Below are 24215 nucleotides of genomic sequence, written 5' to 3' on the forward strand. Positions count from 1 at the left end.
CCAAAAAAAATTGCAAAAAAAAGGTGATCTACTGATCACCTTAGTGGTATTTTTAATCAATTTCTTTGAAATCGATATACTCGCCTCCTTTAAAATTTTCAAGGTCTTTATCCTGTTGGTTCTTCTTGGGGACATAATCCACCTTGATTTGCCCGGATGGTTTCTTTCGAAATTGCTGATTTGATTCATTATTCTGGTGGTTGTAAGCCTGGTGCCAGCCCCTTTGTTGTTGGGTAGCTCTTCTTAATACCATTCCCAAAATTTTGTTGCTCATTTTGTAAGCAACATAGAAAATCATAAATAATATCAGCAGTATTTTAAACATGGCTTTAAATATTTTTATGGACTTGAGAAGCATTACTTCTCAAATCCAAATCTTGCTTCTTATTACTTACTCAGGTACAAATTTCGTTCCGAGTGAAGTTTCAAGAAGTAATCATCTAATAAATCGTCAATAAAGTAAATGGCCTCACCAGTTGATTTCATCTCAGGTCCTAACTCCTTATTTACATTCGGGAATTTGTTAAAAGAGAATACCGGCTCTTTAATAGCGTATCCTTCTTTTACCGGATTGAATTCAAAATCAGTTACTTTCGCGCCTAGCATCACTTTCGTTGCGTAATTCACGTAAGGTTCCTGATAAGCTTTACAGATAAATGGTACGGTACGGGATGCACGAGGGTTGGCTTCGATGACATAAACTACATCATTTTTTACAGCAAACTGAATATTGATCAATCCCTGAGTTTTCAAGGCGATCGCCAGTTTCTTGGTGTAGTTTTCAATGGTCTGGATGGCCAAGTCTCCTAAGTTGTAAGGAGGTAGTACCGCATTGGAGTCCCCGGAGTGAATACCGGCAGGCTCAATGTGTTGCATAATACCAATGATGTGAACATTTTCACCATCACAAATCGCATCTGCTTCACACTCTACCGCGCCATCAAGGAAGTGATCCAACAGGACTTTATTTCCAGGAATGTCACGCAATACTTTCACTACGTGTTGCATCAACTCCTCCTCATTGATTACGATTTTCATTCCCTGGCCCCCTAATACATAGGATGGGCGAACCAAAGATGGGAATCCGATATCCTGAGCTACTTCCATCGCTTCGTCCGCAGTTTCTGCTGTACCGAAACGAGGGTAAGGAATATCCAAATCTTTCAATAAGGTAGAGAAGCGACCGCGATCCTCGGCTAAGTCAAGGGCTTCGAAGGAAGTACCGATGATTTTGATGCCGTAGCTGGTTAATTTCTCAGCCAATTTAAGTGCTGTTTGTCCACCAAGCTGAACAATTACGCCTTCTGGTTTTTCGTGAAGGATGATGTCATAGATGTGTTCCCAGAATACCGGCTCGAAGTATAATTTATCCGCAACGTCAAAGTCAGTAGAAACAGTCTCCGGGTTACAGTTGATCATGATGGTTTCATAACCGGCTTCTTTTGCGGCCAATACCCCATGCACACAGCAGTAATCAAACTCAATACCCTGACCGATACGGTTCGGTCCGGCACCCAACACGACCACTTTTTTCTTGTCAGAAACGATTGATTCGTTTTCTTCGCCAAAAGTAGAGTAGTAATAAGGGGTTTGCGCTTCAAATTCCGCAGCACAGGTATCTACCACTTTGTAAACGCGGTTGATGCCCAATTCACGACGGTGGTTATGTACTTCAGATTCCTTACATCCGATCAAATGAGCGATCTGACGATCCGCATAACCCATTTTCTTGGCTTCCAACAATAGCTTTTTCGGCATATTGCTCAAATCGAATTTGGCCATTTCCTTTTCGATGGCAATCAATTCTTCAATCTGACGAAGGAACCAAGGATCAATCTTGGTTAGGGAGCGGATAGTTTTAAATGGAATACCCAGTTTGTAAGCATCGTAAATGTGGAATAAACGATCCCAGCTTGGGTGCTCCAGGCTATAAAGCAATTCTTCCTGATTGGTGTTTTCTTTGCCATCAGCTCCTAAACCATTTCTCTTGATCTCAAGCGACTGGCAGGCTTTCTGAAGTGCTTCCTGGAAGTTCTGGCCAATACCCATTACCTCCCCAACTGCTTTCATCTGCAAGCCCAGTGATTTATCTGCTCCGTGGAATTTATCAAAGTTCCAACGAGGGATTTTCACGATCACATAGTCCAAAGAAGGCTCGAAGAAAGCAGAGGTAGTTTTGGTGATCTGGTTTTTCAACTCATCCAGGTTGTAGCCAATCGCCAATTTCGCTGCAATTTTGGCAATCGGATATCCTGTCGCTTTGGATGCCAATGCAGAGGAACGAGATACACGAGGGTTAATCTCAATAGCGATGATTTCATCATTTGCCGGATTTACAGAGAACTGTACGTTACATCCACCTGCAAACTGTCCGATACCATTCATCATTTTGATGGCCAAGTCACGCATTTCCTGATAAACGGTGTCAGGAAGGGTCATGGCTGGCGCTACAGTGATAGAGTCTCCTGTGTGAACCCCCATTGGGTCAAAGTTCTCAATAGAACAGATGATGATCACGTTACCGTTATTGTCACGCAATAACTCAAGCTCATACTCTTTCCATCCTAAGATAGACTGCTCTACCAATACTTCATGTACCGGAGAGGCATGCAAACCGCGGGTAAGCGCTTTGTCAAAATCTTCAGGCTTGTTTACAAAACCTCCTCCTGTACCTCCAAGGGTAAAGGAAGGACGGATTACCAAAGGAAAACCTATTTCTTGAGCAATTTCTTTTCCGTGAAGGAAAGAAGTTGCGGTTTCGCCCTTACACACGTTTACATCAAGTTCGTGCATCAACAGGCGGAACTTTTCACGGTCCTCAGTAGTCTCGATGGCGTCAATGTCCACCCCGATAATACGAACGCCGTACTTCTCCCAAATTCCGGCAGTCTGACAATCAATCGCAAGGTTCAATGCGGTCTGACCACCCATGGTAGGCAATACGGCGTCAATTTCGTGTTTTTCAAGGATCTCAACAATTGATTTTTTGTTGAGCGGCTTGAGGTAGACATTATCAGCGGTGACGGAATCCGTCATAATGGTCGCCGGGTTGGAGTTGATCAGGGTCACTTCAATGCCTTCTTCTCTTAAAGAGCGAGAGGCTTGCGATCCGGAGTAATCAAACTCACAGGCTTGTCCAATAATAATCGGCCCACTACCGATAATAAGTACGGATTTGATACTGGTGTCTTTTGGCATTCTTGACAGGAATTATTTTTTTCTTAGGATTTTAAGCATGTCCAAATTGGCACAAATGTAGGGTGTTCAGACTACATTTGAAAATTATGAGGCTATCATTTAATCAGGAATTTGTTTAATGTAGCCGGGAGTAGCGGATGATGGGTCTTTATTTAGGCTAGAACAGATACTTCATCATACAAAATTTAATGAATTTCAAAAAGCCAATGGCAGGCCGGATTTTGATATCTACTCATCCAACTAAAGATTCCACTTATTGATTGCCGCTCTTTCAAAATTTGAATATAAAAAAACCGATGCCTGACCGGCATCGGTTAATAATATTTTAGTAAGCTTTGGCAAATAGAAATTTCTTGCCAGGCTTGCCTGTTATAATACATGGTCCTTCTTCGGAATCTTTCCAGTCCACCGGGAAGCAACGGGAAGAGGCTTTTGTTTCGTCCTGAATTTTATCCTCGGTTTCTTTGGTGCCATCAAAGTAACAAGCGACAAAGCCTCCTTTTTCTTCCAGCACTTGTTTGAACTCGTCATACGAACTTACTTCCGTAATTCTTTCATCTCTGAAAGAAAGCGCTTTTTGGAAGATGTTTTCCTGAATTTCGTTCAATAGGTTTTCTACAGTATCTTCGATACCCGCTAATTCATAAGTCTGTTTTTCTTTCGTATCGCGACGAGCAACCTCAACAGTACCATTGGCTAAATCACGAGGACCCATGGCCAGACGAACCGGAACTCCTTTCAATTCCCATTCCGCAAATTTAAAGCCTGGCTTGAAGGTATCACGATCATCAAACTTCACGGAAATACCCTTTTTCAATAAAGCAGCTCTGATTTCTTTCACCTTGTCGGCAATGGCTTCTAATTCCTCTTCCTTTCTGTAAATAGGAACGATCACCACCTGGATCGGAGCCAATTTTGGAGGAAGCACTAAGCCTTCGTCATCAGAGTGGGCCATGATCAAGGCGCCCATCAAACGGGTAGAAACACCCCAGGAAGTTCCCCATACATGCTCCAGTTGGCCTTCTTTACTTTGGAACTTCACGTCAAAAGCTTTGGCGAAATTCTGTCCAAGGAAGTGAGAAGTACCTGCCTGAAGTGCTTTTCCATCTTGCATTAAGGCCTCAATGGTATAAGTTTCCAAAGCGCCGGCAAATCTTTCGCTTTCGGATTTTACTCCTTTCACCACTGGAACCGCCATAAAGTCTTCCGCAAAGCGAGCGTAAACTTCGTGCATTTGTTCTGCCTCTGCGATGGCCTCTCTTTTGGTCGCGTGAGCAGTGTGCCCCTCTTGCCATAAGAATTCAGAAGTTCTCAGGAAAAGACGGGTTCTCATTTCCCAACGCATTACGTTGGCCCACTGATTCACCAAAATAGGCAGGTCGCGGTAGGACTGAATCCAGTTTTTATAGGTGGACCAGATTACTGTTTCTGAAGTAGGGCGAACAATTAACTCTTCCTCCAGCTTGGCTGCAGGGTCAACCACTACGCCGCTGCCATCCTCGGCATTTTTCAGTCGGTAATGCGTAACAACTGCACATTCTTTGGCAAAACCTTCTACGTGATCTGCCTCCTTACTCAAATAAGACTTGGGGATAAGCAAGGGGAAGTAGGCGTTGCTGTGTCCGGTGTCTTTGAACATTTTGTCCAATTCAGCTTGCATTTTTTCCCAGATGGCAAAACCATAGGGTTTTATCACCATGCAGCCACGAACAGCAGAATTTTCAGCCAGGTCGGCTTTCTTGACCAATTCGTTGTACCACAGCGAATAATCTTCGCTTCTTTTTGGTAATCCCTTACTCATCTTTTTGAATTATATTGAATTTTGGTATAAAAATTGCTATATTTTATGCGTAAAAGCGTTATAGCAGGGCAAATATAATAAATATTATTACAGTCGGGCCACCGGATTCGGCGTTATATTATTTATAAAATGCACGGTCTTAGCGTTTGTTGTTCCAAAACTAGCTTGCCATTACTGTAATCCATAAATTGACGACCATGAAAAAACTAGCAGCCATACTGACAATGGGCCTGGCTTTAGGAAGTCTGGGGGTTCTGCCTCAAACTGCCTCCGCCCAAGAAGTGGATGATATGTACTTCACAAAGCGTGATCGTGTACAGCCAACTTACACTGCCGGTAAATCTTCTGGAGATAATTACGTTTCCTCGAGTGCCGCTGCGGTGAATAATAATCCGTCCTATTCCGGAGCGGGTTATACTTATGATGAATCCAATTATTCAGCGAAGACGGTTGATCCTGCATTGATCGAAAAATACAAAAACCCAACGGCTTATGCCGATACGGTTGAATACAATGGTAATCCCACTTATTCATCCGAATCGTATTTTCCAGCAGACTATCAATCCAGTCAACCTGCCGTAGTACAGGATCAGGGGAATTATGCTTATAGCAATAATGGATTGAATGCCGTTCCACAGGGAAGTACCATCAATGTTTATGGAGGTTCAGCCTGGGGAATGCCTTATATGGGCATGGGTATGGGCTTTGGCTACGGAAATATGTATGGGCCGGGTTGGGGTTATCCAGGTATGGGCTGGTCAATGAGTATGCGTTATGGAGGTTGGTATGATCCATGGTACGATCCGTTTTACGGACCGGGCTGGGGATATCCGGGCTATGGCTGGGCCGGAGGAGGCTGGGGTTATCCCGGCTATTGGGGACGTCCCGGTTGGGGTTACCCAGGTTACGGATGGGGACGTCCGGGCTATTGTCCGCCTTATTATCCAGGTGGTGAGCACGCCAGAAGCAATGTTCGTTATACGCGTGGGGCAGCTAATGCCAGAAGTGTGTCAGGAGGAACTTCCTCTTCATCTATCCGTCCGGGACGTGCGACCAGAGACAACAGCGCTGTTTCCAATAGAGCCGCTACTACTAATCGTTCCTCTAATATGAGAAGTACGGGGGCAAATAATCGTGCGGCTTCGGCTTCGGAAAGATATCGTTCCAATCGCGCGATGACCGGTGTTGATTCAAGAGGAAGAACCTCGCGTGCGGCAGCCGCTTCTTCTAATAATAGAGTAGCCGCTTACGAGAGAAACAGAAGTTCAGTGAACAGGTCCACTTCTACCATTAATAACTCCCGTGTTCGTCCTTCGAATACCAATTATGTGGCGCCAGAGAGAAGCCGGGTAAGAAATCAGTCTACCCGCAGCACTAATTCAAGGTCTTACACCAATAATAATAGAACGAATACGAATAACTCCTTCAATCGCTCCAATTCTAATACGAATAGAAGCAATTTCAATAACACGCAAAGAAGTTCATTCAGTTCTCCATCCAGAAGTAGTTTTAGTTCTCCTTCACGCAGTAGCGGTGGCGGAGGAAGTCGTTCTACCGGAGGCGGAGGCCGTTCAACAAGATTTTAATTCCAAATGGGGGCTGGTTTTAGCCCCTATTTTTTTCTACAGTAAATTGGGTGATACCCCTATCCATTCAACTTAAATTGACCTTTATCATGACCAGGTATTGTTTTGCATTTTTATGCTTGGTGACGTTTTTTCCATTGGAAATTTTTGCCCAAAGTTACGCTAATCGTGGCGTAATGATGTCACAGACGGAAGTAGTGGGTTCTGCCAGGATTCAGGCTTTAGGTGGGGCAGCGACCTCCCTGGGAGGAGATATGAGTGCTGCCTATTATAATCCGGCAGGACTGGGTTTTTTTAGAAAATCAGAATTTAGTGGAGGCTTTGCACTGAATGTGATCAATAATGATGCGGCTTATACCACCTACTCCTTTGAAAACGATAATTTCAGCACGACGAATTCCAGTGCCAATAATTCACATTTCCAGCTGTCCAATCTGGGCATCATTATTTCTAAAAAGAAAGATGATTTAGTTCCGGGAAAATGGCGGGGCGGTTCTTTTGGAATCACCTTTAACCGGCTGAACAACTTCGCCGGGACCGTGAGCTATGGGGGGAACAATACCTCCAATGATATCAATGATTACTATTTGCAATTGGTTGACAGGTACGAGATTACGGATATCAATGATTTATTTGATCAGCCTTCTATTATTGGAATGGCTGCGGATGTTTATTTATTAGATGGATATGTGAATGAGTTTGGAGATCCTTACATTGATCGCTTGTTTCCGAATGATGTCCCGTCCTTGGATTATCCAGTAGCACAACGAGAAACCATCATTACCAGTGGTAACCAAAACACCTGGAATTTTGCTTATGGTGGCAATTATGATGATATATTGTTTTTTGGATTGGGTGTTGGAGTAATTTCCGGAAATTATCGTCAGGAGCGCTTCTACACAGAGGACTATGTTGAGTCTTTCCTTTTATCTCAGGAATTGAGAGAAATATACGAATGGTCATCTACTGGATTGAATGCCAATTTTGGATTAATCTTCAAGCCAATCCCAATATTGAATATCGGAGCTTCCATTACTACTCCGACTTATAATTGGATAAGGGATCGTAGTGTTACGGGACTTACCGCTCGATACGATAATTATGAATATTGTCCTGACTGTGGGGAAAATGGGGGTTCGGTGATTTTAGGGACGGAGACGCCTCCTTTAGGAGATATTGGGACCCAGTCTAATTTTAATATTACTTCTCCATGGCGAACTTCACTTGGCGCATCTGTCTTTTTGGGTAAGCGAGGATTCATTTCCGCAGATGCCGAATATGTAGATTATACTGCCATGAATCTTTCTTCCAATGATTTTGCAACGGGAGAAGAGGATGATTTTATTAATAACAAGTTGACACAAGCCTGGAATTTCAGAGCAGGGGCGGAGTTCAGAATAGCCTCCTCCTTTATGGTTCGTGTTGGGGCAAATTATCAGGGTGATCCTTATAAAAATGAGAATGGAGATAATTTAGCTGATTATTCCAGACTCTCCCTTACAGGTGGTTTGGGTTATCGTAGCAGTGATTTCTTTATTGATTTCGTGTTATTGCACCAGACGACACAGCAGTTGTATTCTCCTTATACTTTGACGCCTGATGAGGATAATCCAGCTTTAGTAACGCCTTATGCTTTGGTGGATCAATCGAAGTGGAGAGGTCAGTTAAATGTTGGTTTCTACTTTTAAGGAATAAAAAAAAGACGAGTCATCAGGCTCGTCTTTTTTGTTTATAATAAATTGAGTATTTCTTCCGGACTTAAGTTACCGCCCTTGATGCTGATTTGTGCTTTATTGTAATAGGGCAGGCGTTCCATCACTTTTCCTTCCAGCTCCCGCTCCAGTTCTTCCTGACTTTTTCCCTTCAATAGCGGTCGGTCATCTGTTCCGTTGCCATGCAACCTTCGGAAAAGCTCCTCATAGGGAACATTTATAAAAATGGTTAATCCGGTCTCATTCATGAACTGCATGCCCTTGTGAAAACATGCCGTGCCTCCTCCTGTGGAGAGCAGGAAAGTCTCGTTTTTCAGGCTGAAGTCCCGGAGTAAATTAGCTTCTGCTTCCCGGAAATAAGCTTCTCCTTTTTGGCTGAAGATCTCCTTGATCTCCATTTGTTCTTTGTCTTCTATGATCTGGTCAAGGTCAAAAAAGGGAAGGCCTAGTTTTGCTGCAATGGGTTTTCCGAGGGTAGTTTTTCCGGAACCGGGCATGCCGACCAGAAATATTTTCTTATGCATAGGGGATGTGGCTGGTTATAATATAGAAATCACTGATTTTTGACCCGAATTATTCACCGTTAAATTTAGTGGATCGCACTAAGTGATTTATTTCATGTCAATAAAACTGTATTTGTGGATTTGTTGATAGCCCAAATTGGGGCGAGCTTGCTTTCTCCTCATTCACTGTTTCCTCAGGAAAATTTGAAATAGGAAAATTCCTTCATTTTTCCCGACTTGCAGCAAAGCGAGGATTTTAGCATGTATCATCCGGCTTAATCAAAACGACCCCAATATAAAGTACAAAATGGGAAAAGAGAAGGCTTCGCCGATTATTGTGCTACCCGAGGGTCGAGTAAAGCATATAGTAGGTCGGTGATGATGTTGATCAACACAAAGCAGCTGGCAATGAAGATGGTAACGCCCATCACCACAGGGAAGTCTAGTTGTTGAACTGCATTCAAAGTGGCAAAGCCAATACCTTTCCAGTCAAAAATGTATTCAATAAAAAAAGCGCCGGCCATCAGGTTGGCTAGCCATCCGGACATGGCCGTAATGATAGGATTCAGGGCATTGGGAAGAATATGCCGGATCAGGATTTGGCGGTAGTAACGTAATCCTTTCGCCCTGGCAGTCTTGATATAGTCTTGCTTCACGACTTCTAGTATAGCAGATTTCGTCATTTGACCGATTATTGCTAATGGTCGCAGCGATAAAGTAATGGCAGGCAGGATTAAATTTTTCAAAACCAGGATTTCTTCTCCCGAAATGGGATCCCTCTCCCAAAGCTGGCCGGTAATATTGAGTCCGGTGTAGGGCGCGAGATAATAACCAAAGAACATGGCGACCAGAATAGCCAGTACATAGGTGGGTATGGATAGACTAAAAACGGAGAAGAGGTTGAGTATTCGATCTCCGATTTTTTTCGGGTGTAAACCGGCGAGTATGCCTAATAGAATACCCATGAAAGCCGCAATGAGCATGGCGGCAAAAGCCAAAATCAGGGTAGGACTAATACTTGTAGTGATAATTTCTCCCACCGGACGGTTGTTTTGGAATGACCTCCTCAGGTAAGGGACTTTCAGGGCTAAAACGTTTTTTTCTCCTGTATGGAACAGGGCCTGATAGTCATATTTAGCCTGAGCCTCAGGGGTGCCGGGGTGAATGCCGACCGGACTAAGATCATTCAGGTATTGGAAGAATTGTTCCGGCAGACTTTTATTCAGGCCGAGTTCTTCCTGAACCATTTCCACCGTTGCTACATCTGATCGTTGACCGCTGAGCATGGCTGCCGGATCTCCCGGCAAGGCATGAAAGAGGAGAAAGACGATGCAGATTACTCCCAAAATAATGGAGAGGCTGTAAAGCAATCGGTGGAAAAGGTATTTGAGCATATCAGCTATTGTTGATGAGTTCGAGGATATCCTCTTTTTCGGGCGTATCATTATAGTGCCACTTGCCCAGGATAGTTCCGTCTTTCATCAGTACGATTCCGGGGTTGGATCGGATGATGGTTTTCAGGACAGTATCATCTCCAAAGAAAAAGGGAAAGTCCAGCTGATACTCATGGCGAACCGGATCCAATTGTTCAGTGGTGCTGGAAGTGAGCAGTAAGGGTTCTGCTTCTTCTCTTACCTCATCGACTAAAGCCTTTATCTGCGGCAGGGCGTGCAGGTCACTTTCTTCCACCCGGTTGATGATGACCAATAATTTGGCGCCATCAAAAGTATAAGCGGTAAAATCTCCATCATCATTCCAGATGCTGTAGTCCAAAATTTTGGGTTGGGCTTCCGGGTTAAGCAGATCCATGGAAACAAACTTATAAGTTGTATCCGTTGGGTAGTTTTCAAAGACTTCCTTCTTTCCATTTTTTTCCATGGTGTAAGCATAACGGAAAGGCTCCGAAGGCTGCATATCCGTTGGGATGTTGGCGCCTACTTTATAGGGGCGGAAGTCCACAAATGGTAAATGCTCGATCGCATAATAGGCCATGAAAAGACAAGCTACCGTGGATAAGGCTACAATAGCGCCTCTGGCAGGGACGGAGAGGATTTTGCCAATATCTTTGACGAAAATCAAATAGAAAATGAAGACTGCCAGCAGCATATCTTTACCAAAGCTTTGCCAGGGCGTAAACTTGATAGCATCTCCAAAGCATCCGCAATCGGTTACCTTGTTAAAATATGCCGAATAGAAAGTCAGGAAGCCAAAAAAGACCACCATGGCTGCTAATAGCTTTAAGGTCAGTTTCTGTCTCCAGCCAATTAATAAGGCAATGCCCAGCACAATTTCAAAAGTGCTCAGGAATACGGAGAAGAAAAGACTAAAAGGTACCAAATATTCGAAAAGCGGGGTGAAGTCAGAAGAAAACACTTCGAAATATTCATGTAACTTGATGGCCGTGCCGTAGGGATCGTTGAGTTTAACGGCCCCTGAAATAATAAATATTACGGCGGTAAAATATTGGATGAGTCGATTAATCGCTTTCATCACCTCTATCGATTAAGATTAAAAATTGGGTTTATTTTTGGCTTAGGCTTCCGCCTTCATGAGAATCATGCAGAACACACAGTAGTTGATAATGTCCTGATAGTTCGCATCGATTCCCTCTGAGATCAGGGTTTTGCCCTCATTGTCTTCAATTTGCTTCACGCGGTAAAGTTTCATCAGCACGATGTCCGTCATGGAGCTTACGCGCATATCTCTCCAAGCTTCATCGTAATCATGATTCTTATTGGCCAAAAGGGCCATGGTTTCTTCTACTTTTTTATCGTAAATAGGTTCCAGCTCGGTATATGGAATTTCCAGGCGATCGTCATCTCTCAGGTCCATCTGGATCAGGGCCATCACACAATAATTGATAATACCGATAAACTCCCCGCGAATATCATCATCCACCTTTTGGGTTCCCTTTTCCTGAATGGATCGAATGCGCTTGGCTTTAATAAAGATCTGGTCCGTGATGGAGCTAAGTCTCAAAATCCTCCAGGCGGTTCCATAATCTTGTGTTTTCTTGCCGAAAATGGCTTTGCAACTGCTTATAACTTCTTTATATTCGTTAGTTGTTGTATTATTCAAGGGAATAAAATTTAAATTCTTCAAATATCGCTTCAGTGGGGAAAGATACTTTTTTTTACAGAAAAAACACACTTACAGTAGGAGGACAATTACGATCATTTGATCGCCCGATGGTAATGGGTATCCTGAACGTCACGCCGGATTCCTTTTTTGATGGAGGAAAACATGAAGCCGAGGCTGATTTGCTGGCGCAGGTAAAGAAAATGAAAGCCGAGGGGGCAGATCTGGTAGATATCGGCGGCTATTCCTCCCGACCGGGGGCTGCCGAGGTAAGTGTGGAGGAAGAGACCGAGCGGGTACTAAAAGGAGTTGCTGCAGTGAAGGCCTTATGGCCGGAAGCCATCATTTCTGTGGATACCTTCCGGGCAGCGGTTGCGAGAAAAGGCGTGGAAGCGGGTGCACATATCATTAATGATATTTCTGCGGGCCAGCTGGATGATCAGATGTTTCTTACCGTAGCGGACTTGCAGGTACCTTATATCATGATGCATATGCGAGGGACTCCGGGAACGATGCAAAGCATGACCGATTATGAGAACCTGACTTTGGAGATGGTACATTACTTTGAATCTCGACTGAAAAAGCTTAGAGATTTGGGTGTAAATGATGTGCTGATTGATCCGGGATTTGGTTTTGCCAAGACCCTGGAACAAAATTATCAACTCCTGAATGAAATGGACAAACTGGCGTTGCTCCAACTACCTATTTTGGTGGGGGTTTCCCGCAAATCCATGATTTATAAATTACTTGGAGGGAGTCCGGCGGAGGCGCTGAATGGTACCACGGTTTTGAATACCCTGGCTTTAACCAAAGGGGCGAATATTTTGCGGGTTCATGATGTGAAGGAGGCCAAAGAATGTGCTGAACTTTTTGCAAAGATGCTTCAGCCATGATCAATCTTTTATGTATTTTTATAAATCATTACAACTAGCACTTCATTGTTATATCTTTTAGGATTTAAGATCGGATTTTTGGAAATCAGGCTGTGGGATATCGTGGATATTTCACTGGTGGCGGTACTGCTTTATCAGGTGTATAAACTGATGAAGGGAAGTATGGCCATGCGCGTGTTTTTGGGCTTCGTTTTCTTTTACGGATTTTATTTTTTGGTAAAATCCCTGCAAATGGAGTTGCTTTCCAACATCCTCTCCTATGTAATGAGTGGTGGTATTTTGGCGCTGATCATCCTTTTCCAGAATGAAATCCGGAAATTCCTGCTGATGGTCGCCAAATCCATGTCTGACTTCTGGCATCGGAACTCTAACCCCATCTTCCGTAGTTTTTATAAAAACCAGGCCAATGGAAAAAGTGGAACCTCCCCAAGCCTGAATGCGGTGGTGGAGGCTGCCCGAGAAATGAGTTTCTCCAATACTGGTGCGCTTATTGTATTATCCAAAAACTCTGAGTTGCGGATGATTGCCAGTTCCGGTGATTTACTGGATGCCATGGTGTCTAAGCGAATTTTGATGTCCATCTTTTATAAAAACTCGCCATTGCATGATGGTGCAGTGATTATTCACGACGACCGGGTGGTGGCGGCAAGGTGTATTTTGCCGGTGTCGGAAAATTCGGATTTGCCCGCCCAGTTTGGTTTACGTCACCGCGCGGCCATCGGGATGACCGAAAGTTCCGACGTACTGGTAGTGGTGGTGTCGGAAGAAACCGGGCAGATTTCTCTGGTGAGGAATGGAGAAATTTCTCACAACCTTTCGGTACAGGAAATCAGAAGAAGGCTGAATGCTTATCTCTCTACTGAAAATAACCTGAGGGAAGAGATTAAGCAGGTGGAGAAGATCATCAAGAAGGAGTTGGAAGAAGTAGAAAAAGAGAAAAAAGAAGGCAGTACATCATGAGATATAAAAAGCCCTACGAGCCAGGTTTGAGAAGAAAGAAGGATACCAGCTCGGTAAACGAAAGCTTTGCAGAATATTTGAAGGAGTTCCGACTGAAAGATAAATATCAGGCCACGCAGGTGGTGAGCTCCTGGCCGGAGTTAATGGGGCAGGCCATCAATAGCCGAACCGATAAAATTTTCCTGAATGAGGGCGTTTTGTATGTGAAGCTGAACTCCTCCGCCATGAGGCAAGAGTTGGCTATCGCCAAGCAGCGTGTACTGGAGATTCTTTGGGAACGATTCCCTAAAGAAATTGTATACGATGTACGCTTTATGTAAACTTTGGATGAATTTACCTGGATTATTCACAGTTAAATTCATTGAATAAGCATAAGTAGTTCATAATTAGGTAAAAACGAGTCATTGCCTTAGGCTTAAAATAGCCCAAAATTGGGCAAGCTTGCTTTCTCCTCATTCATCTGTTTCGTTGGAAAAAAACTCAGAATTGGAAAAATTCCTTCATTTTTCCCGGCTTACAGCCAAAGGAGGATAAACCAGGAACAATCCCGCTTAAGGAGTTGTCAAAAAATACTTGCCCCCAAAAAAAAAGCCTCTCTCAGTTAAGAAAGAGGCTTTTGTGCGTTAAGAAATAGGCTTACTTCTTAACAGGTTCCTTTTTCGAGTTTTCCAGGGAAATGGCAGATTTCTCAAACTTAATTTTGGTTCCACGGTCTACATCCAATACGACAGTATTACCGGAAATCTCCGATACTTTACCGTGCATGCCACCGATGGTCACCACTTCGTCTCCTTTTTTGATGTCGTCCATAAATTTCTGCTGATCCTTCTGCTTCTTTTGCTGCGGACGGATCATGAAGAAATAAAATACGAAACCAATAGCGGCGAACATTAAAATCTGAGGAAGCATTTGCTCCATATTTCCCGCCTGGAAAAATAATAAATCCAACATCTCTAATATATTGCTAAATAAAAATTACTGCTTAACCGGTCCTGCTGTTTCCAGTTTCTTAGGCGTAACATTAGCTTTAATCGTGATCACGGTAAGCTCAGGATTGGTGTTTCCATAAATGCTTACACGCTTACTCTGCTTGTTAGGCTTGCCTTTACTGTTGAATTTTACGTGAATTTGTGCTGTTTCACCAACGCCAACTGGTTCATGTGGCCATTCAGGTACAGTACATCCACAACTACCTTTTGCTTTGCTGATCACAAGCGGTGTTTCGCCTACGTTTTTGAACTCAAAGGTGTGCTCCACTACATCTCCTTCGTTAATGGTACCAAAATCGAATTCGGTTTCGGTGAATTCCATTTTAGCGAAAGCAGTAGGTGCTGCTTCAGAAGAGGTTTTTGCGGCATCCACTGCAGTTTCTGCAGCAGCGGTTACGGTGCTTTCCGCACTTTCTTTTTTCTCGTCACAAGCTACTACTGCTACGGTAAAGGTAGCCAGCGCCAGTGCGTTCAAAAATAACTTTTTCATGGTTAAAATATAGCTAGGTTTAGTTTTGGCCGCTTTTGATTTGGCTGATCAAGTCGTCCACGTCTCCCAAAAGCTTTTCGGCCTTTTCTTTGGCGTCATCAATGACTTTCTTTCCTTCGGCCTTGGCCTCAGAGTCTGGAATTGCTTCTACTTCTTTGATATATTCATTGATCAGGTCCTGCAACTTCTCTTTGTATTTCTCCAGTTGGAAGGACAATTTATCACGCGTGCTTTCCCCTTTGTCAGGTGCGTAAAGAACTCCCAAGATGGTACCCGCTGCAGCTCCTGCAAGGAATGCTAATAGACTATTGGTGCTTTTGCTCATATCTGAAAACGATTATCTGTTTGACCCAATTTAGATTTAATTGCTAAAAAAAGAAAAAATGTGCATAATCAAATGGAATTTTACAATGAATTCCGATTATGCACATCTCATTGGAGCCCGCGGACTCTATTTTCAGTACGGTTGTTAGGCAAATTCGTTGATTGCCCTATCCGTTTTTATTTGTTGTCAATCAAACCACGACCGGATTTACGGATTGTACCATCATGTCCAAGGGAAATGGCTAATACATCCAAAATACCGTTCACGAATTTCTTTGATTTTAGTGTAGAATAGTTCTTGGCTAGTTCTACCGCTTCATTGATCGTAACTTTTACCGGAATGGAAGGGAAGTTGATCATTTCAGCTAAAGCCATTTTCAGGATCAACATATCCATGACGTTGATACGATCCTTATCCCAGTTTTGTGCACGATTAGAGATCAGGTCGACATAATCATTCTCATTCTCTACCACTTTCAGAAATAAGTCATTGAAGAAACGCTTATCTTCTTCCCAGTTCATGGATAGTTCAGAGATGATCAGCTTATCGGTGATGTCATTCACAGACTTGATGGTCTTCAATACCATGGAACGCAATACCGAACGGTTTTCACTGAACTGCAAATCCTGCTCCTCGAAGTAAGAAACCATTACCGGATGCTTGAACAACATATTTTTCACAAAATACATCAACCACTCTTTATGCTCCTCGAAGGTAGGATTTTCCTTGCGGGTATATTCACGGTATTCGGGATCTTTTTTGATCAGCTTTCTGTACCAGTCACGGGCTTGTACCTCCATGGCATCATCAATGCCGGCTCCCAAACGTTGCGATCTGAAGTTAATGTCTTCATTTTCGCGGATCATGGTCACAATCGGGTTGTGGTAGAAGTTCATGGCCGCTTTAGAAGTGACTTCCCCCACTCTGCTGCGGTTGATGTTCATTTCTTCCACTTCTTCCTTCACTAAATCGCCGAAAGCTACAATCAGCTCCAACAAACGAATGTAAGTACGGGAAACATTTTCAGCCTCATCCAGCATCCCCTGACGGTAATGCTTCAGGTCGGCCTGGTTTTCTACATTATAAAGCTTAATAGCCTCTTTTACCGCTTCGATAATTTCAGGCGTCACATCCTCCTTGGCGTTAATCACCGGAGCATTGTACTGCGTTCTGAAAATTTTCTTAGCAATTCGCGCTTTGCCCCTCAATTCTGTAGGATCCTGTGGCTCCATGGAGTTCAGGTCCGGGGCAAATGTCTCGTCTATTAAAGATTGAGCTAAACCAAAGTTGGCTCTTTTAGACTGATGCAAGCCGTAAAGCGCCTGCAATGTTTTTATACGGAGAGATCTTCTATTAAGCATCTACTATAAAGAACGTTTTCTAATTCAACATGCCTTTGCATTGATCGGTGGTTTCACCGAATTGCAAAACTACAAAACAAAAACAGTTCCAAAAAAAAATTCGGGACGATGCCCGAATTTATTTTATATTTTTTGTTCCAAACGTATCTCAAAAAGGGAATTTATTGTCTGATTATAATGTGCTCTTGATCTTGGCCACCTGATCAATACGCTTTTGAGCTGCTGCCATGGCTGCTTCCTGCGGAGTGATGCCTTGCTTTTGTGCTTCCTCCAGAATTTCCAGGCAGGTATCGTAGATGCGCTCGGTCATGGCCATAGCGCGGTCTCGGTTGTAATCGGTAAAATGATCCAGGCATACGTGAATTACCCCACCGGCATTAATCAGGAAGTCCGGCGCATAAACAATGCCCTTTTCTACCAAAATTTTCCCGTGCTTGATTTCATCCTTCAGCTGGTTGTTGGCCGCTCCGGCAATGATTTTGCACTTCAGGCGATCGATGGTATCATCATTAATGGTAGCCCCTAATGCACATGGAGAGTAAATGTCTACATCCAGATCATAAATCTCTTCCATGCCAACTACATGTGCGCCATTTTCAGCCGCTACCTGTGCAGCGCGGTCTTCGAAAAGATCACAGATATACACCGTAGCCCCTTCTTTGGTCAGATACTCTACCAGGGTAGAACCCACGCTTCCGGCTCCCTGCACGGCAATGCGCTTGCCCGCCAAAGTATCAGAACCAAAGGTATGCTTGGCTGCAGCTTTCATTCCCACATAAGTTCCGTAGGCAGTTACAGGAGAAGGGTTACCTGCTCCGCCCATGGTCGGTGCCAGTCCGCAAACATGATTGGTTTCGTAGGAAATGTATTCCATATCACGATCCCCCATGTTTACATCCTCTGCAGTTACATATTTACCGCCCAGGCTATTTACAAACTTTCCAAAGCGACGAAGCAATGCCTCATTCTTTACCTTTTTCGGATCACCAATGATCACGGCCTTACCGCCACCGATATTCAAACCGGCCAATGCGTTTTTGTAAGTCATTCCACGGGACAGGCGAAGGACGTCTTCCAATGCATCCTCATCAGAGGCATAATCCCACATACGGGTTCCGCCCAAAGCGGGTCCCAAAACGGTATTATGAATTCCAATGATGGCTTTTAGTCCGGTAGCCTCATCGTGGCAAAAAACGACCTGCTCGTGGCCCATGCGCTGCACTTGCGTAAAAATTGAATTTTCCGTCACAGCTTTCATTTCGTTTACATCAGCCATATGACAAATGATTGTAGTTTAGTTATCTTTGTATGATGGGTGATTGTCCAATTGCGTATTTTTCAATGCCCATAACGTAAACTTAATTTTAATTTACGTTTATTTCAAAGAATATTGGCAATAAGCTAAAAACGCTAAAAAACCTTCGTGAAAGACCTTCAATACCTTAATCGATACCTCCTTAAGTATAAATATTACCTGATTCTGGGTTTATTATTTATCGCTATTTCTAACTTTTTTGTAATCATCCCTGGTCAACTGGTCAGAAATGCGCTCGATCTGGTGATGGATAACATCTCCCTGTACCGCATGATGGAAGGCCTGCCGGAGATGGCGGAAGATTTCGGAGATGTGATTAATTCTTCTGTGATTGTCTACGGCGTGAGCATTTTGGTCATGGCCTTGTTGCGTGGATTTTTCCTTTTTATGGTACGGCAAACCATAATCGCCATGTCACGGCATATTGAGTTTGATCTGAAGAATGAAATTTATGCGCACTATCAATCATTGCCTACTTCTTTTTACCGTCGGAACAATACCGGTGACCTGATGGCCCGTATTTCCGAGGATGTGAGCAAGGTAAGAATGTATCTCGGGCCCGCGATTATGTACGGGCTGAATATGGTGGTGCTATTCCTGATGTTGATCCCTTATATGTTCAGCATTAATGCAAAGCTGACGCTTTACGCTTTATTGCCCCTGCCGGTACTTTCTCTGAGTATTTATTTTGTCAACAATATTATCAACCGGCGTTCCGAAGAAATTCAGCGGAGCCTTTCAGACTTGTCTACCTTTGTACAGGAAGCCTTTTCCGGAATTCGGGTGATCAAATCTTTTTCCCGGGAAGAGGATTCCAGTAAGAATTTGCGTGAGCAAAGTAAAATTTACCGGGATCGTTCTCTTGGTCTGACGCGCGTGCAGTCCCTGTTTTTTCCCTTGATTTTGAGTTTGATAGGGCTGAGTACCATCCTGACCATTTTTGTAGGGGGCTCTGAGGTACTGAAAGGTCAATTGAGCTTTGGGAATATCGCAGAATTCGTATTGTATGTGCAATTGCTGACCTGGCCTGTGACTTCTTTGGGTTGGATCACCTCTATTATCCAGCGGGCAGCTGCTTCCCAGAAAAGAATCAATGAATTCCTGTTTACGAAGAATAATATCACTTCGGAAAAAGAAATTACGCCGGAGGTCACTGGTAGTATCAAGTTTGATAACGTTTCTTTCACTTATGAAGATTCCGGTATTCAGGCCCTGCAAAATGTGGACTTCGAAATTGCGGCGGGAGAGTCTGTCGCCATTATCGGTGGGACGGGTTGCGGAAAGAGTACGCTGGCGAATTTGATCTGTCGCCTGTTCGATGTTACCGAAGGGGCCATTCAGGTGGATGGTCACGATGTCCGCGACTTCAAAATTGACTATCTGCGTGGGCAAATTGGCTATGTGCCGCAGGATGTCTTCCTTTTTTCGGATTCCATTCGGAATAATATTGCCTTTGGGAGTAATGATGTCACAGAGGAGGAGATGCTTGCCGCCAGTCGTCAGGCAGATTTGCATGAAAATATTTCCCGTTTTGAAAATGGTTATGAAACGGTATTGGGAGAGCGGGGAATTACTCTCTCCGGCGGACAGAAGCAGCGCGTTTCTATCGCCAGAGCTATCGTCCGCAATCCAAAGGTGCTGATTCTCGATGACTCCCTTTCGGCAGTGGATACCAAAACCGAAAATGCCATTTTGAACGCCCTGAAAGAGGTGATGGCTAATAAAACTTCCATTATCATCTCTCATCGTATTTCTTCGGCTAAGCTTGCCGATAAGATTTTGGTGTTGAATGATGGACAGATTGAGCAACAAGGTACCCATGAGGAGTTGTTGGAAAAAGGTGGGGCTTATAAGGAGCTTTACCTGAAACAGCTACAAGGGGAGGAGATGGCTTAGGTAATTGTTGATTAAATATTTTTTATGATGGATCAAATGGACGTTCGTTGGTTGCAACGATTTTCAAACTTTAAGAAAGCTTTTGGCCAGTTGGAAAAAATTTTGAGCCTTCCTCAATTAAATGAGATAGAGGAACAAGGTTGTATTCAGGCCTTTGAGTACACATTTGAGTTAAGCTGGAAGACGATGCAAGACTTGTTAAAGGCAAAGGGGCTTGAAGATGCTATCGGGCCCCGACCTGTGATTAGAATGGCTTTTCAGGTGGGGCTTGTGGAAGATGGTGCAGCATGGCTTGAGATGCAAAAAAGCAGAAACCTAACCAGTCATGCCTATCAAGAGGAAACAGCCAAAGAAGTTTTAGGGAAGATTAGGGCAGACTATTACGACTTATTTGCTACCTTAAAACAAAGGTTGGAAAAAGAAGAAGAAAATGGTTGATTTGACAGAAAAATCAGGTTTGAGTCAGAAGTCCATTCACGCAATTCGGGAAATTTTTGAAAAAAACGTGAGAATTCAGGATGTGGTGATATTTGGGTCAAGAGCCAAGGGTAGTTATAGGCCCGGCTCCGATGTGGATGTAGCACTTAAAGGAGATAATTTGACGCTGAATGATGTTTTATCTGCCATGGTGGATCTAGATGACTCTGATCTGCCCTATCTTTTTGATGTGATCATTTATGATAGGATCAATGAACCTGCTCTAAAAGAGCATATTGACAGGGTCGGGCTTTCACTCTATGAAATGATTTAGCATTAAAGGCTTATTTTATGCAATGTATATACTTTCATAAATCACGCCTTCCACATTTATCTTCCCAGTTCCAGTATTCCAGGAAAGCATTCCCGTTTTGGAAAAATAAGACCAGTCCACCTTTCCTTCTCACCATTTCAGTGGTTTGACTCACCACAAAGCGCTTTACTCCCGCCCATTTTTTTTACATTCCTTCCGGTTCACTTAGTGGAGGAATAATTTTCAAAAGCCAAAGCTCATTTCCGGCAATTGTTCACTTCCATTCATTCATCAATTTCCAGCTTTGATTTGTTTTCAGTGACTATCACCTAAATTTTTTTTTATCGTTAGGGGCGGCCACTCGCCCAGGCTCATGGCGGGCTGGCGGCAGTCGCTATTTTGGCGGGAAATTCCATAAAAACTTCCCAGGCTTGGGCTGGCCAAAATGAGCTTCACAATTGCCTTCATCCCTCCGCCATCCCTTCTTCGATCATCTTTTGTAGGGAGTGGAGGAGTTCGTGTTTGAAACAGCATCTTTCAAAAAAATGGGCATAAAAAAGCCTGCCGCGATCTCCACAACAGGCTTTTATTATATCTTTTAGCTTAATACAAAGCTCAAAATTACTTCTTACGGAAATAAACCTGAATCGGCACACCCTCAAATCCGAAGTGCGCTCTCAATTTATTCTCAATGAATCGACGGTATGGATCCTTGATGTACTGTGGCAGGTTACAGAAGAACGCAAAGGAAGGCGTCTTGGTCGGTAACTGCGTGATGTACTTGATGCGGATGTATTTACCTTTAGTTGCTGGAGGAGGGAAAGCCCCAATTTCATCCAACATGATATCATTCAATTGAGAAGTCGGAATCCGGTGCGTCATGTTGTTGTAAACACCTACCGCTGTTTCGATGGCTTTATGTACGCGCTGCTTGTTCAATACGGAAGTATAAACAATCGGTACATAGCTCAACGGACCAAGTTTCTCCTGAATGTTTTTAGTAAAACGTTCTGCCGTTTTGTGGTCTTTGGTGACCAAATCCCACTTGTTCACCATGATGATCAAACCTTTTTTATAGCGGGCGGCCAAAGAAACGATGTTCATGTCCTGAGACTCGAAGCCACGGCTGGCGTCAATCATCAAAATACAAACGTCAGAGTCCTGTAAAGCCTGAATCGAACGCATTACGGAATAGAACTCAATCTTCTCCTTTACCTTCGTACGCTTTCTGATACCGGCAGTATCTGTCAGGATAAATTCCTGCCCGAAAGCATTGTAGTGTGAGTTGATACTGTCCCGCGTAGTACCCGCTAGGTCCGTAACGATGTTTCTTTCCTCACCCAAAAGCAAGTTTACAAAAGAAGACTTACCCGCATTCGGTCTACCCAAAACGGCAATTCTTGGAATGCCCTCATAAGGATTCTCCTCATCACTTTGTGGTAGTAACTCTACCACTTTATCTAATAATTCACCCGTTCCGGAACCATTGTTCGCTGAAACAGGGAATACATCTTCAATACCTAATCCATAGAATTCGTGGTACATCATCTGCAGTTCCGAATTGTCGGTTTTGTTGGCTACTACCAGTACCGGCTTATTCGTACTACGCAAAATACGCGCGAAATCTTTATCAAGATCAGTCATACCTGTTTTGGTATCCACCATAAATAGAATGACAGAGGCTTCATCCAAAGCAATTTTTACCTGATCCCGAATGGCACCCTCGAAAATATCCTCCGATCCCACTACATATCCACCGGTATCTACCACGGTGAAGTGTTTGCCTGTCCACTCTGATAATCCATAATGACGATCACGGGTTACCCCGGCCTCATCATCCATAATCGCCTGCTTTCTTTCAATCAGACGGTTAAAAAGGGTGGATTTCCCTACGTTAGGTCGTCCAACAATCGCTACTATATTTGCCATGTTTTCTTTTTTGCTAAATCATCGCCCCGCTTGGGCGTTTAGTCAGGAGCATACGTTCATGCCCGAAATAATTAAACTCTACTCAAGCAAGAAAAAGACCAATACGGTCAAAAATTTCCTTAATACCTGAATTTTCTACAAAATTGAGAAAAAAGCTTTAACGATCATAGCCAAAGTTTTTCAGAGATCGCTCTTTTTTACGCCAATCGTCTGATACTTTCACATAAGTCTCCAAATAAACCTGCTTCATGAAGAAGGCTTCCAGCTCTTTTCGGGCCTCTATGCCCACTTTTTTGATTGCGGCGCCCTTGTGTCCGATCAAAATTGCCCGCTGACTTTTTCGTTCTACATAAATTTCCGCCCGCATGCGGATAATTTTATCATCCTCCTCGAAATCGGTGACCGCTACTTCGCAGCTGTATGGTACTTCCTTTTTGTAGTTCAGAAAAATTTTCTCCCGAATAATTTCTGCACCAAAAAAGCGTTCCGGACGATCCGTTAATTGTTCTTTTGGGAAATAAGCCGGGTGTTCCGGAAGATATTCCAGAATGCTTCCGAATAATTCCTCTAAATTCTCTTTCTCCAGGGCCGACACTTTAATCACCTTGTCCGGATTGATGTGCTCCAGCCAGTAAGAAATTTTGTCGTCTGCCTGCGATCCCTTATTCAAATCGATCTTATTCATCACGAAGATCACCGGAACATTCGATTTCCTCAATCGCTCCAGTGCTGGATCCTCCGGCTCTATTTTTTCATAAAGGTCCGTTACAAATAGCACTAAGTCTGCATCTTCCAAAGAAGAGTTTACATAATCCATCATGGACTTGTGCAATTCGTACTGTGGTTTCAGGATTCCGGGAGTGTCCGAATACACCACCTGAAAGTCATCACCACTAATTATCCCGAAGATTCTGTGTCGGGTCGTTTGTGCCTTGGAGGTGATGATCGATAATCGCTCTCCCACAAGGGCATTCATCAGCGTGGACTTGCCTACATTCGGCTTTCCAATGATGCTGACAAAGCCGGCTTTATGTTGTTTCTGTTCTGCCATTCAATATTTTTTTACAAATATAGCTTGATTAAACGGTTTTTCCACTTACCTTTGTACTCCGTTTCAGAGAAGGGGGCAAAAGTAGCGCTAATTAGTGTTTTTACCCTTTTTTAACGGTTGATGTCAACAATATCCTTTAGATTTTGAAAATATTTTAGAATACTTGCTTGACATTTTGGTTGTAAATTAACTTACTTTGCAGCCGCAAAAAATAATCCGGTCCGTTCGTCTAGGGGTTAGGACGCCAGGTTTTCATCCTGGTAACAGGGGTTCGATTCCCCTACGGACTACAAGCCGCAAGGCAAAGATACATCGCGGGGTGGAGCAGTTGGTAGCTCGTCGGGCTCATAACCCGAAGGTCGTAGGTTCGAGTCCTGCCCCCGCTACACAGAAATCAA

Annotated in this window: 22 protein-coding genes and 2 tRNA genes; 10 read left to right on the forward strand and 14 right to left on the reverse strand. The window is 43.5% G+C overall.

The window, feature by feature from the left end; translation table 11 throughout:
• Positions 1-52 precede the first annotated feature (52 nt).
• From NG22_RS16010 to proS, 3 genes are all read right to left on the reverse strand, one after another.
• Positions 53-325 (reverse strand): DUF4834 family protein, encoded by a 273-nt coding sequence (locus NG22_RS16010; protein WP_053406643.1) that lies wholly within the window; start codon positions 323-325, stop codon positions 53-55.
• Positions 326-387: 62 nt separating this feature from the next.
• Positions 388-3198, reverse strand: coding sequence for a carbamoyl-phosphate synthase large subunit (carB, locus tag NG22_RS16015; RefSeq protein WP_053406644.1), 2811 nt, complete (start codon positions 3196-3198; stop codon positions 388-390).
• A 325-nt stretch (positions 3199-3523) separates the two neighbouring features.
• Positions 3524-4999: a proline--tRNA ligase gene (gene proS, locus NG22_RS16020; RefSeq protein WP_053406645.1), complete on the reverse strand. Its 1476-nt coding sequence runs from the start codon at positions 4997-4999 to the stop codon at positions 3524-3526.
• A 197-nt stretch (positions 5000-5196) separates the two neighbouring features.
• Here proS and NG22_RS16025 point away from each other — a divergent pair, with 197 nt between their 5' ends.
• Together NG22_RS16025 and NG22_RS16030 are read left to right on the forward strand one after the other, a co-directional pair.
• Complete coding sequence (locus NG22_RS16025) at positions 5197-6585, forward strand: hypothetical protein (protein WP_157601166.1); 1389 nt, start codon at positions 5197-5199, stop codon at positions 6583-6585.
• Positions 6586-6761: 176 nt separating this feature from the next.
• The gene (locus NG22_RS16030) at positions 6762-8273 is read left to right on the forward strand and encodes an OmpP1/FadL family transporter (protein WP_157601168.1); all 1512 of its coding nucleotides are present in this window, start codon (positions 6762-6764) and stop codon (positions 8271-8273) included.
• A 41-nt stretch (positions 8274-8314) separates the two neighbouring features.
• Here NG22_RS16030 and NG22_RS16035 read toward each other — a convergent pair whose 3' ends face one another.
• The 4 genes from NG22_RS16035 to NG22_RS16050 form a co-directional block, all read right to left on the reverse strand.
• A complete protein-coding gene (locus NG22_RS16035; RefSeq protein ID WP_053406648.1) occupies positions 8315-8821 on the reverse strand; it encodes a shikimate kinase in 507 nt (168 codons plus the stop codon).
• A 311-nt stretch (positions 8822-9132) separates the two neighbouring features.
• Positions 9133-10194 carry an ABC transporter permease gene (locus NG22_RS16040; protein WP_053406649.1) on the reverse strand — a complete coding sequence of 354 codons (1062 nt, stop codon included), beginning with the start codon at positions 10192-10194 and terminating at the stop codon, positions 9133-9135.
• A gap of 1 nt (position 10195) precedes the next feature.
• On the reverse strand, positions 10196-11290 hold the full coding sequence (locus NG22_RS16045) for a BT_3928 family protein (RefSeq protein WP_053406650.1): 1095 nt from the start codon (positions 11288-11290) through the stop codon (positions 10196-10198).
• 42 nt (positions 11291-11332) lie between these two features.
• A complete protein-coding gene (locus NG22_RS16050) occupies positions 11333-11878 on the reverse strand; it encodes a DUF1599 domain-containing protein (RefSeq protein ID WP_053406994.1) in 546 nt (181 codons plus the stop codon).
• A 35-nt stretch (positions 11879-11913) separates the two neighbouring features.
• Here NG22_RS16050 and folP point away from each other — a divergent pair, with 35 nt between their 5' ends.
• From folP to NG22_RS16065, 3 genes are read left to right on the forward strand one after another with little or no spacing between them, the layout of a single operon-like run.
• The gene (gene folP / locus NG22_RS16055; RefSeq protein WP_072159132.1) at positions 11914-12771 is read left to right on the forward strand and encodes a dihydropteroate synthase; all 858 of its coding nucleotides are present in this window, start codon (positions 11914-11916) and stop codon (positions 12769-12771) included.
• A gap of 45 nt (positions 12772-12816) precedes the next feature.
• Entirely contained in the window at positions 12817-13731 is a 915-nt protein-coding gene (cdaA, locus tag NG22_RS16060) for a diadenylate cyclase CdaA (protein ID WP_053406652.1), read from the forward strand.
• Positions 13728-14051 carry a DUF721 domain-containing protein gene (locus NG22_RS16065; protein WP_053406653.1) on the forward strand — a complete coding sequence of 108 codons (324 nt, stop codon included), beginning with the start codon at positions 13728-13730 and terminating at the stop codon, positions 14049-14051. The genes cdaA and NG22_RS16065 overlap by 4 nt, the downstream gene beginning before the upstream one ends.
• A gap of 316 nt (positions 14052-14367) precedes the next feature.
• Here NG22_RS16065 and yajC read toward each other — a convergent pair whose 3' ends face one another.
• The 5 genes from yajC to NG22_RS16090 all read right to left on the reverse strand — a co-directional run bounded on the left by yajC (position 14368) and on the right by NG22_RS16090 (position 18172).
• Positions 14368-14682, reverse strand: coding sequence for a preprotein translocase subunit YajC (gene yajC, locus NG22_RS16070; protein ID WP_053406654.1), 315 nt, complete (start codon positions 14680-14682; stop codon positions 14368-14370).
• Positions 14683-14706: 24 nt separating this feature from the next.
• Positions 14707-15210 (reverse strand): DUF1573 domain-containing protein, encoded by a 504-nt coding sequence (locus NG22_RS16075; RefSeq protein WP_053406655.1) that lies wholly within the window; start codon positions 15208-15210, stop codon positions 14707-14709.
• Between the two features lie 19 nt (positions 15211-15229).
• Positions 15230-15535, reverse strand: coding sequence for a YtxH domain-containing protein (locus NG22_RS16080; protein ID WP_053406656.1), 306 nt, complete (start codon positions 15533-15535; stop codon positions 15230-15232).
• A 176-nt stretch (positions 15536-15711) separates the two neighbouring features.
• Entirely contained in the window at positions 15712-16896 is a 1185-nt protein-coding gene (gene nusB / locus NG22_RS16085; RefSeq protein WP_072159134.1) for a transcription antitermination factor NusB, read from the reverse strand.
• 172 nt (positions 16897-17068) lie between these two features.
• Complete coding sequence (locus NG22_RS16090; protein ID WP_053406658.1) at positions 17069-18172, reverse strand: Glu/Leu/Phe/Val dehydrogenase dimerization domain-containing protein; 1104 nt, start codon at positions 18170-18172, stop codon at positions 17069-17071.
• Between the two features lie 147 nt (positions 18173-18319).
• Here NG22_RS16090 and NG22_RS16095 point away from each other — a divergent pair, with 147 nt between their 5' ends.
• From NG22_RS16095 to NG22_RS16105, 3 genes are read left to right on the forward strand one after another with little or no spacing between them, the layout of a single operon-like run.
• Complete coding sequence (locus NG22_RS16095) at positions 18320-20107, forward strand: ABC transporter ATP-binding protein (RefSeq protein WP_053406659.1); 1788 nt, start codon at positions 18320-18322, stop codon at positions 20105-20107.
• A gap of 24 nt (positions 20108-20131) precedes the next feature.
• Positions 20132-20545, forward strand: a complete 414-nt coding sequence (locus NG22_RS16100; RefSeq protein WP_216597635.1) for a nucleotidyltransferase substrate binding protein — start codon at positions 20132-20134, stop codon at positions 20543-20545.
• Positions 20538-20858 (forward strand): nucleotidyltransferase domain-containing protein, encoded by a 321-nt coding sequence (locus NG22_RS16105; RefSeq protein ID WP_053406660.1) that lies wholly within the window; start codon positions 20538-20540, stop codon positions 20856-20858. Before NG22_RS16100 ends, NG22_RS16105 begins: the two co-directional genes overlap by 8 nt.
• Positions 20859-21458: 600 nt before the next feature.
• On the opposite strand, the gene der is transcribed toward NG22_RS16105, so the two are convergent.
• Together der and era are read right to left on the reverse strand one after the other, a co-directional pair.
• Positions 21459-22766, reverse strand: a complete 1308-nt coding sequence (gene der, locus NG22_RS16115) for a ribosome biogenesis GTPase Der (RefSeq protein WP_053406662.1) — start codon at positions 22764-22766, stop codon at positions 21459-21461.
• Between the two features lie 157 nt (positions 22767-22923).
• The gene (gene era / locus NG22_RS16120) at positions 22924-23817 is read right to left on the reverse strand and encodes a GTPase Era (RefSeq protein ID WP_053406663.1); all 894 of its coding nucleotides are present in this window, start codon (positions 23815-23817) and stop codon (positions 22924-22926) included.
• A gap of 218 nt (positions 23818-24035) precedes the next feature.
• On the opposite strand from era, the gene NG22_RS16125 reads away from it, so the two are divergent.
• Positions 24036-24107 (forward strand) — tRNA-Glu (locus tag NG22_RS16125).
• Between the two features lie 23 nt (positions 24108-24130).
• A tRNA-Met gene (locus NG22_RS16130) sits at positions 24131-24203 on the forward strand.
• Positions 24204-24215: the final 12 nt, after the last annotated feature.

The organism is Persicobacter sp. CCB-QB2, from assembly GCF_001274635.1.
In the GTDB taxonomy this organism is placed as follows: domain Bacteria; phylum Bacteroidota; class Bacteroidia; order Cytophagales; family Cyclobacteriaceae; genus Persicobacter; species Persicobacter diffluens.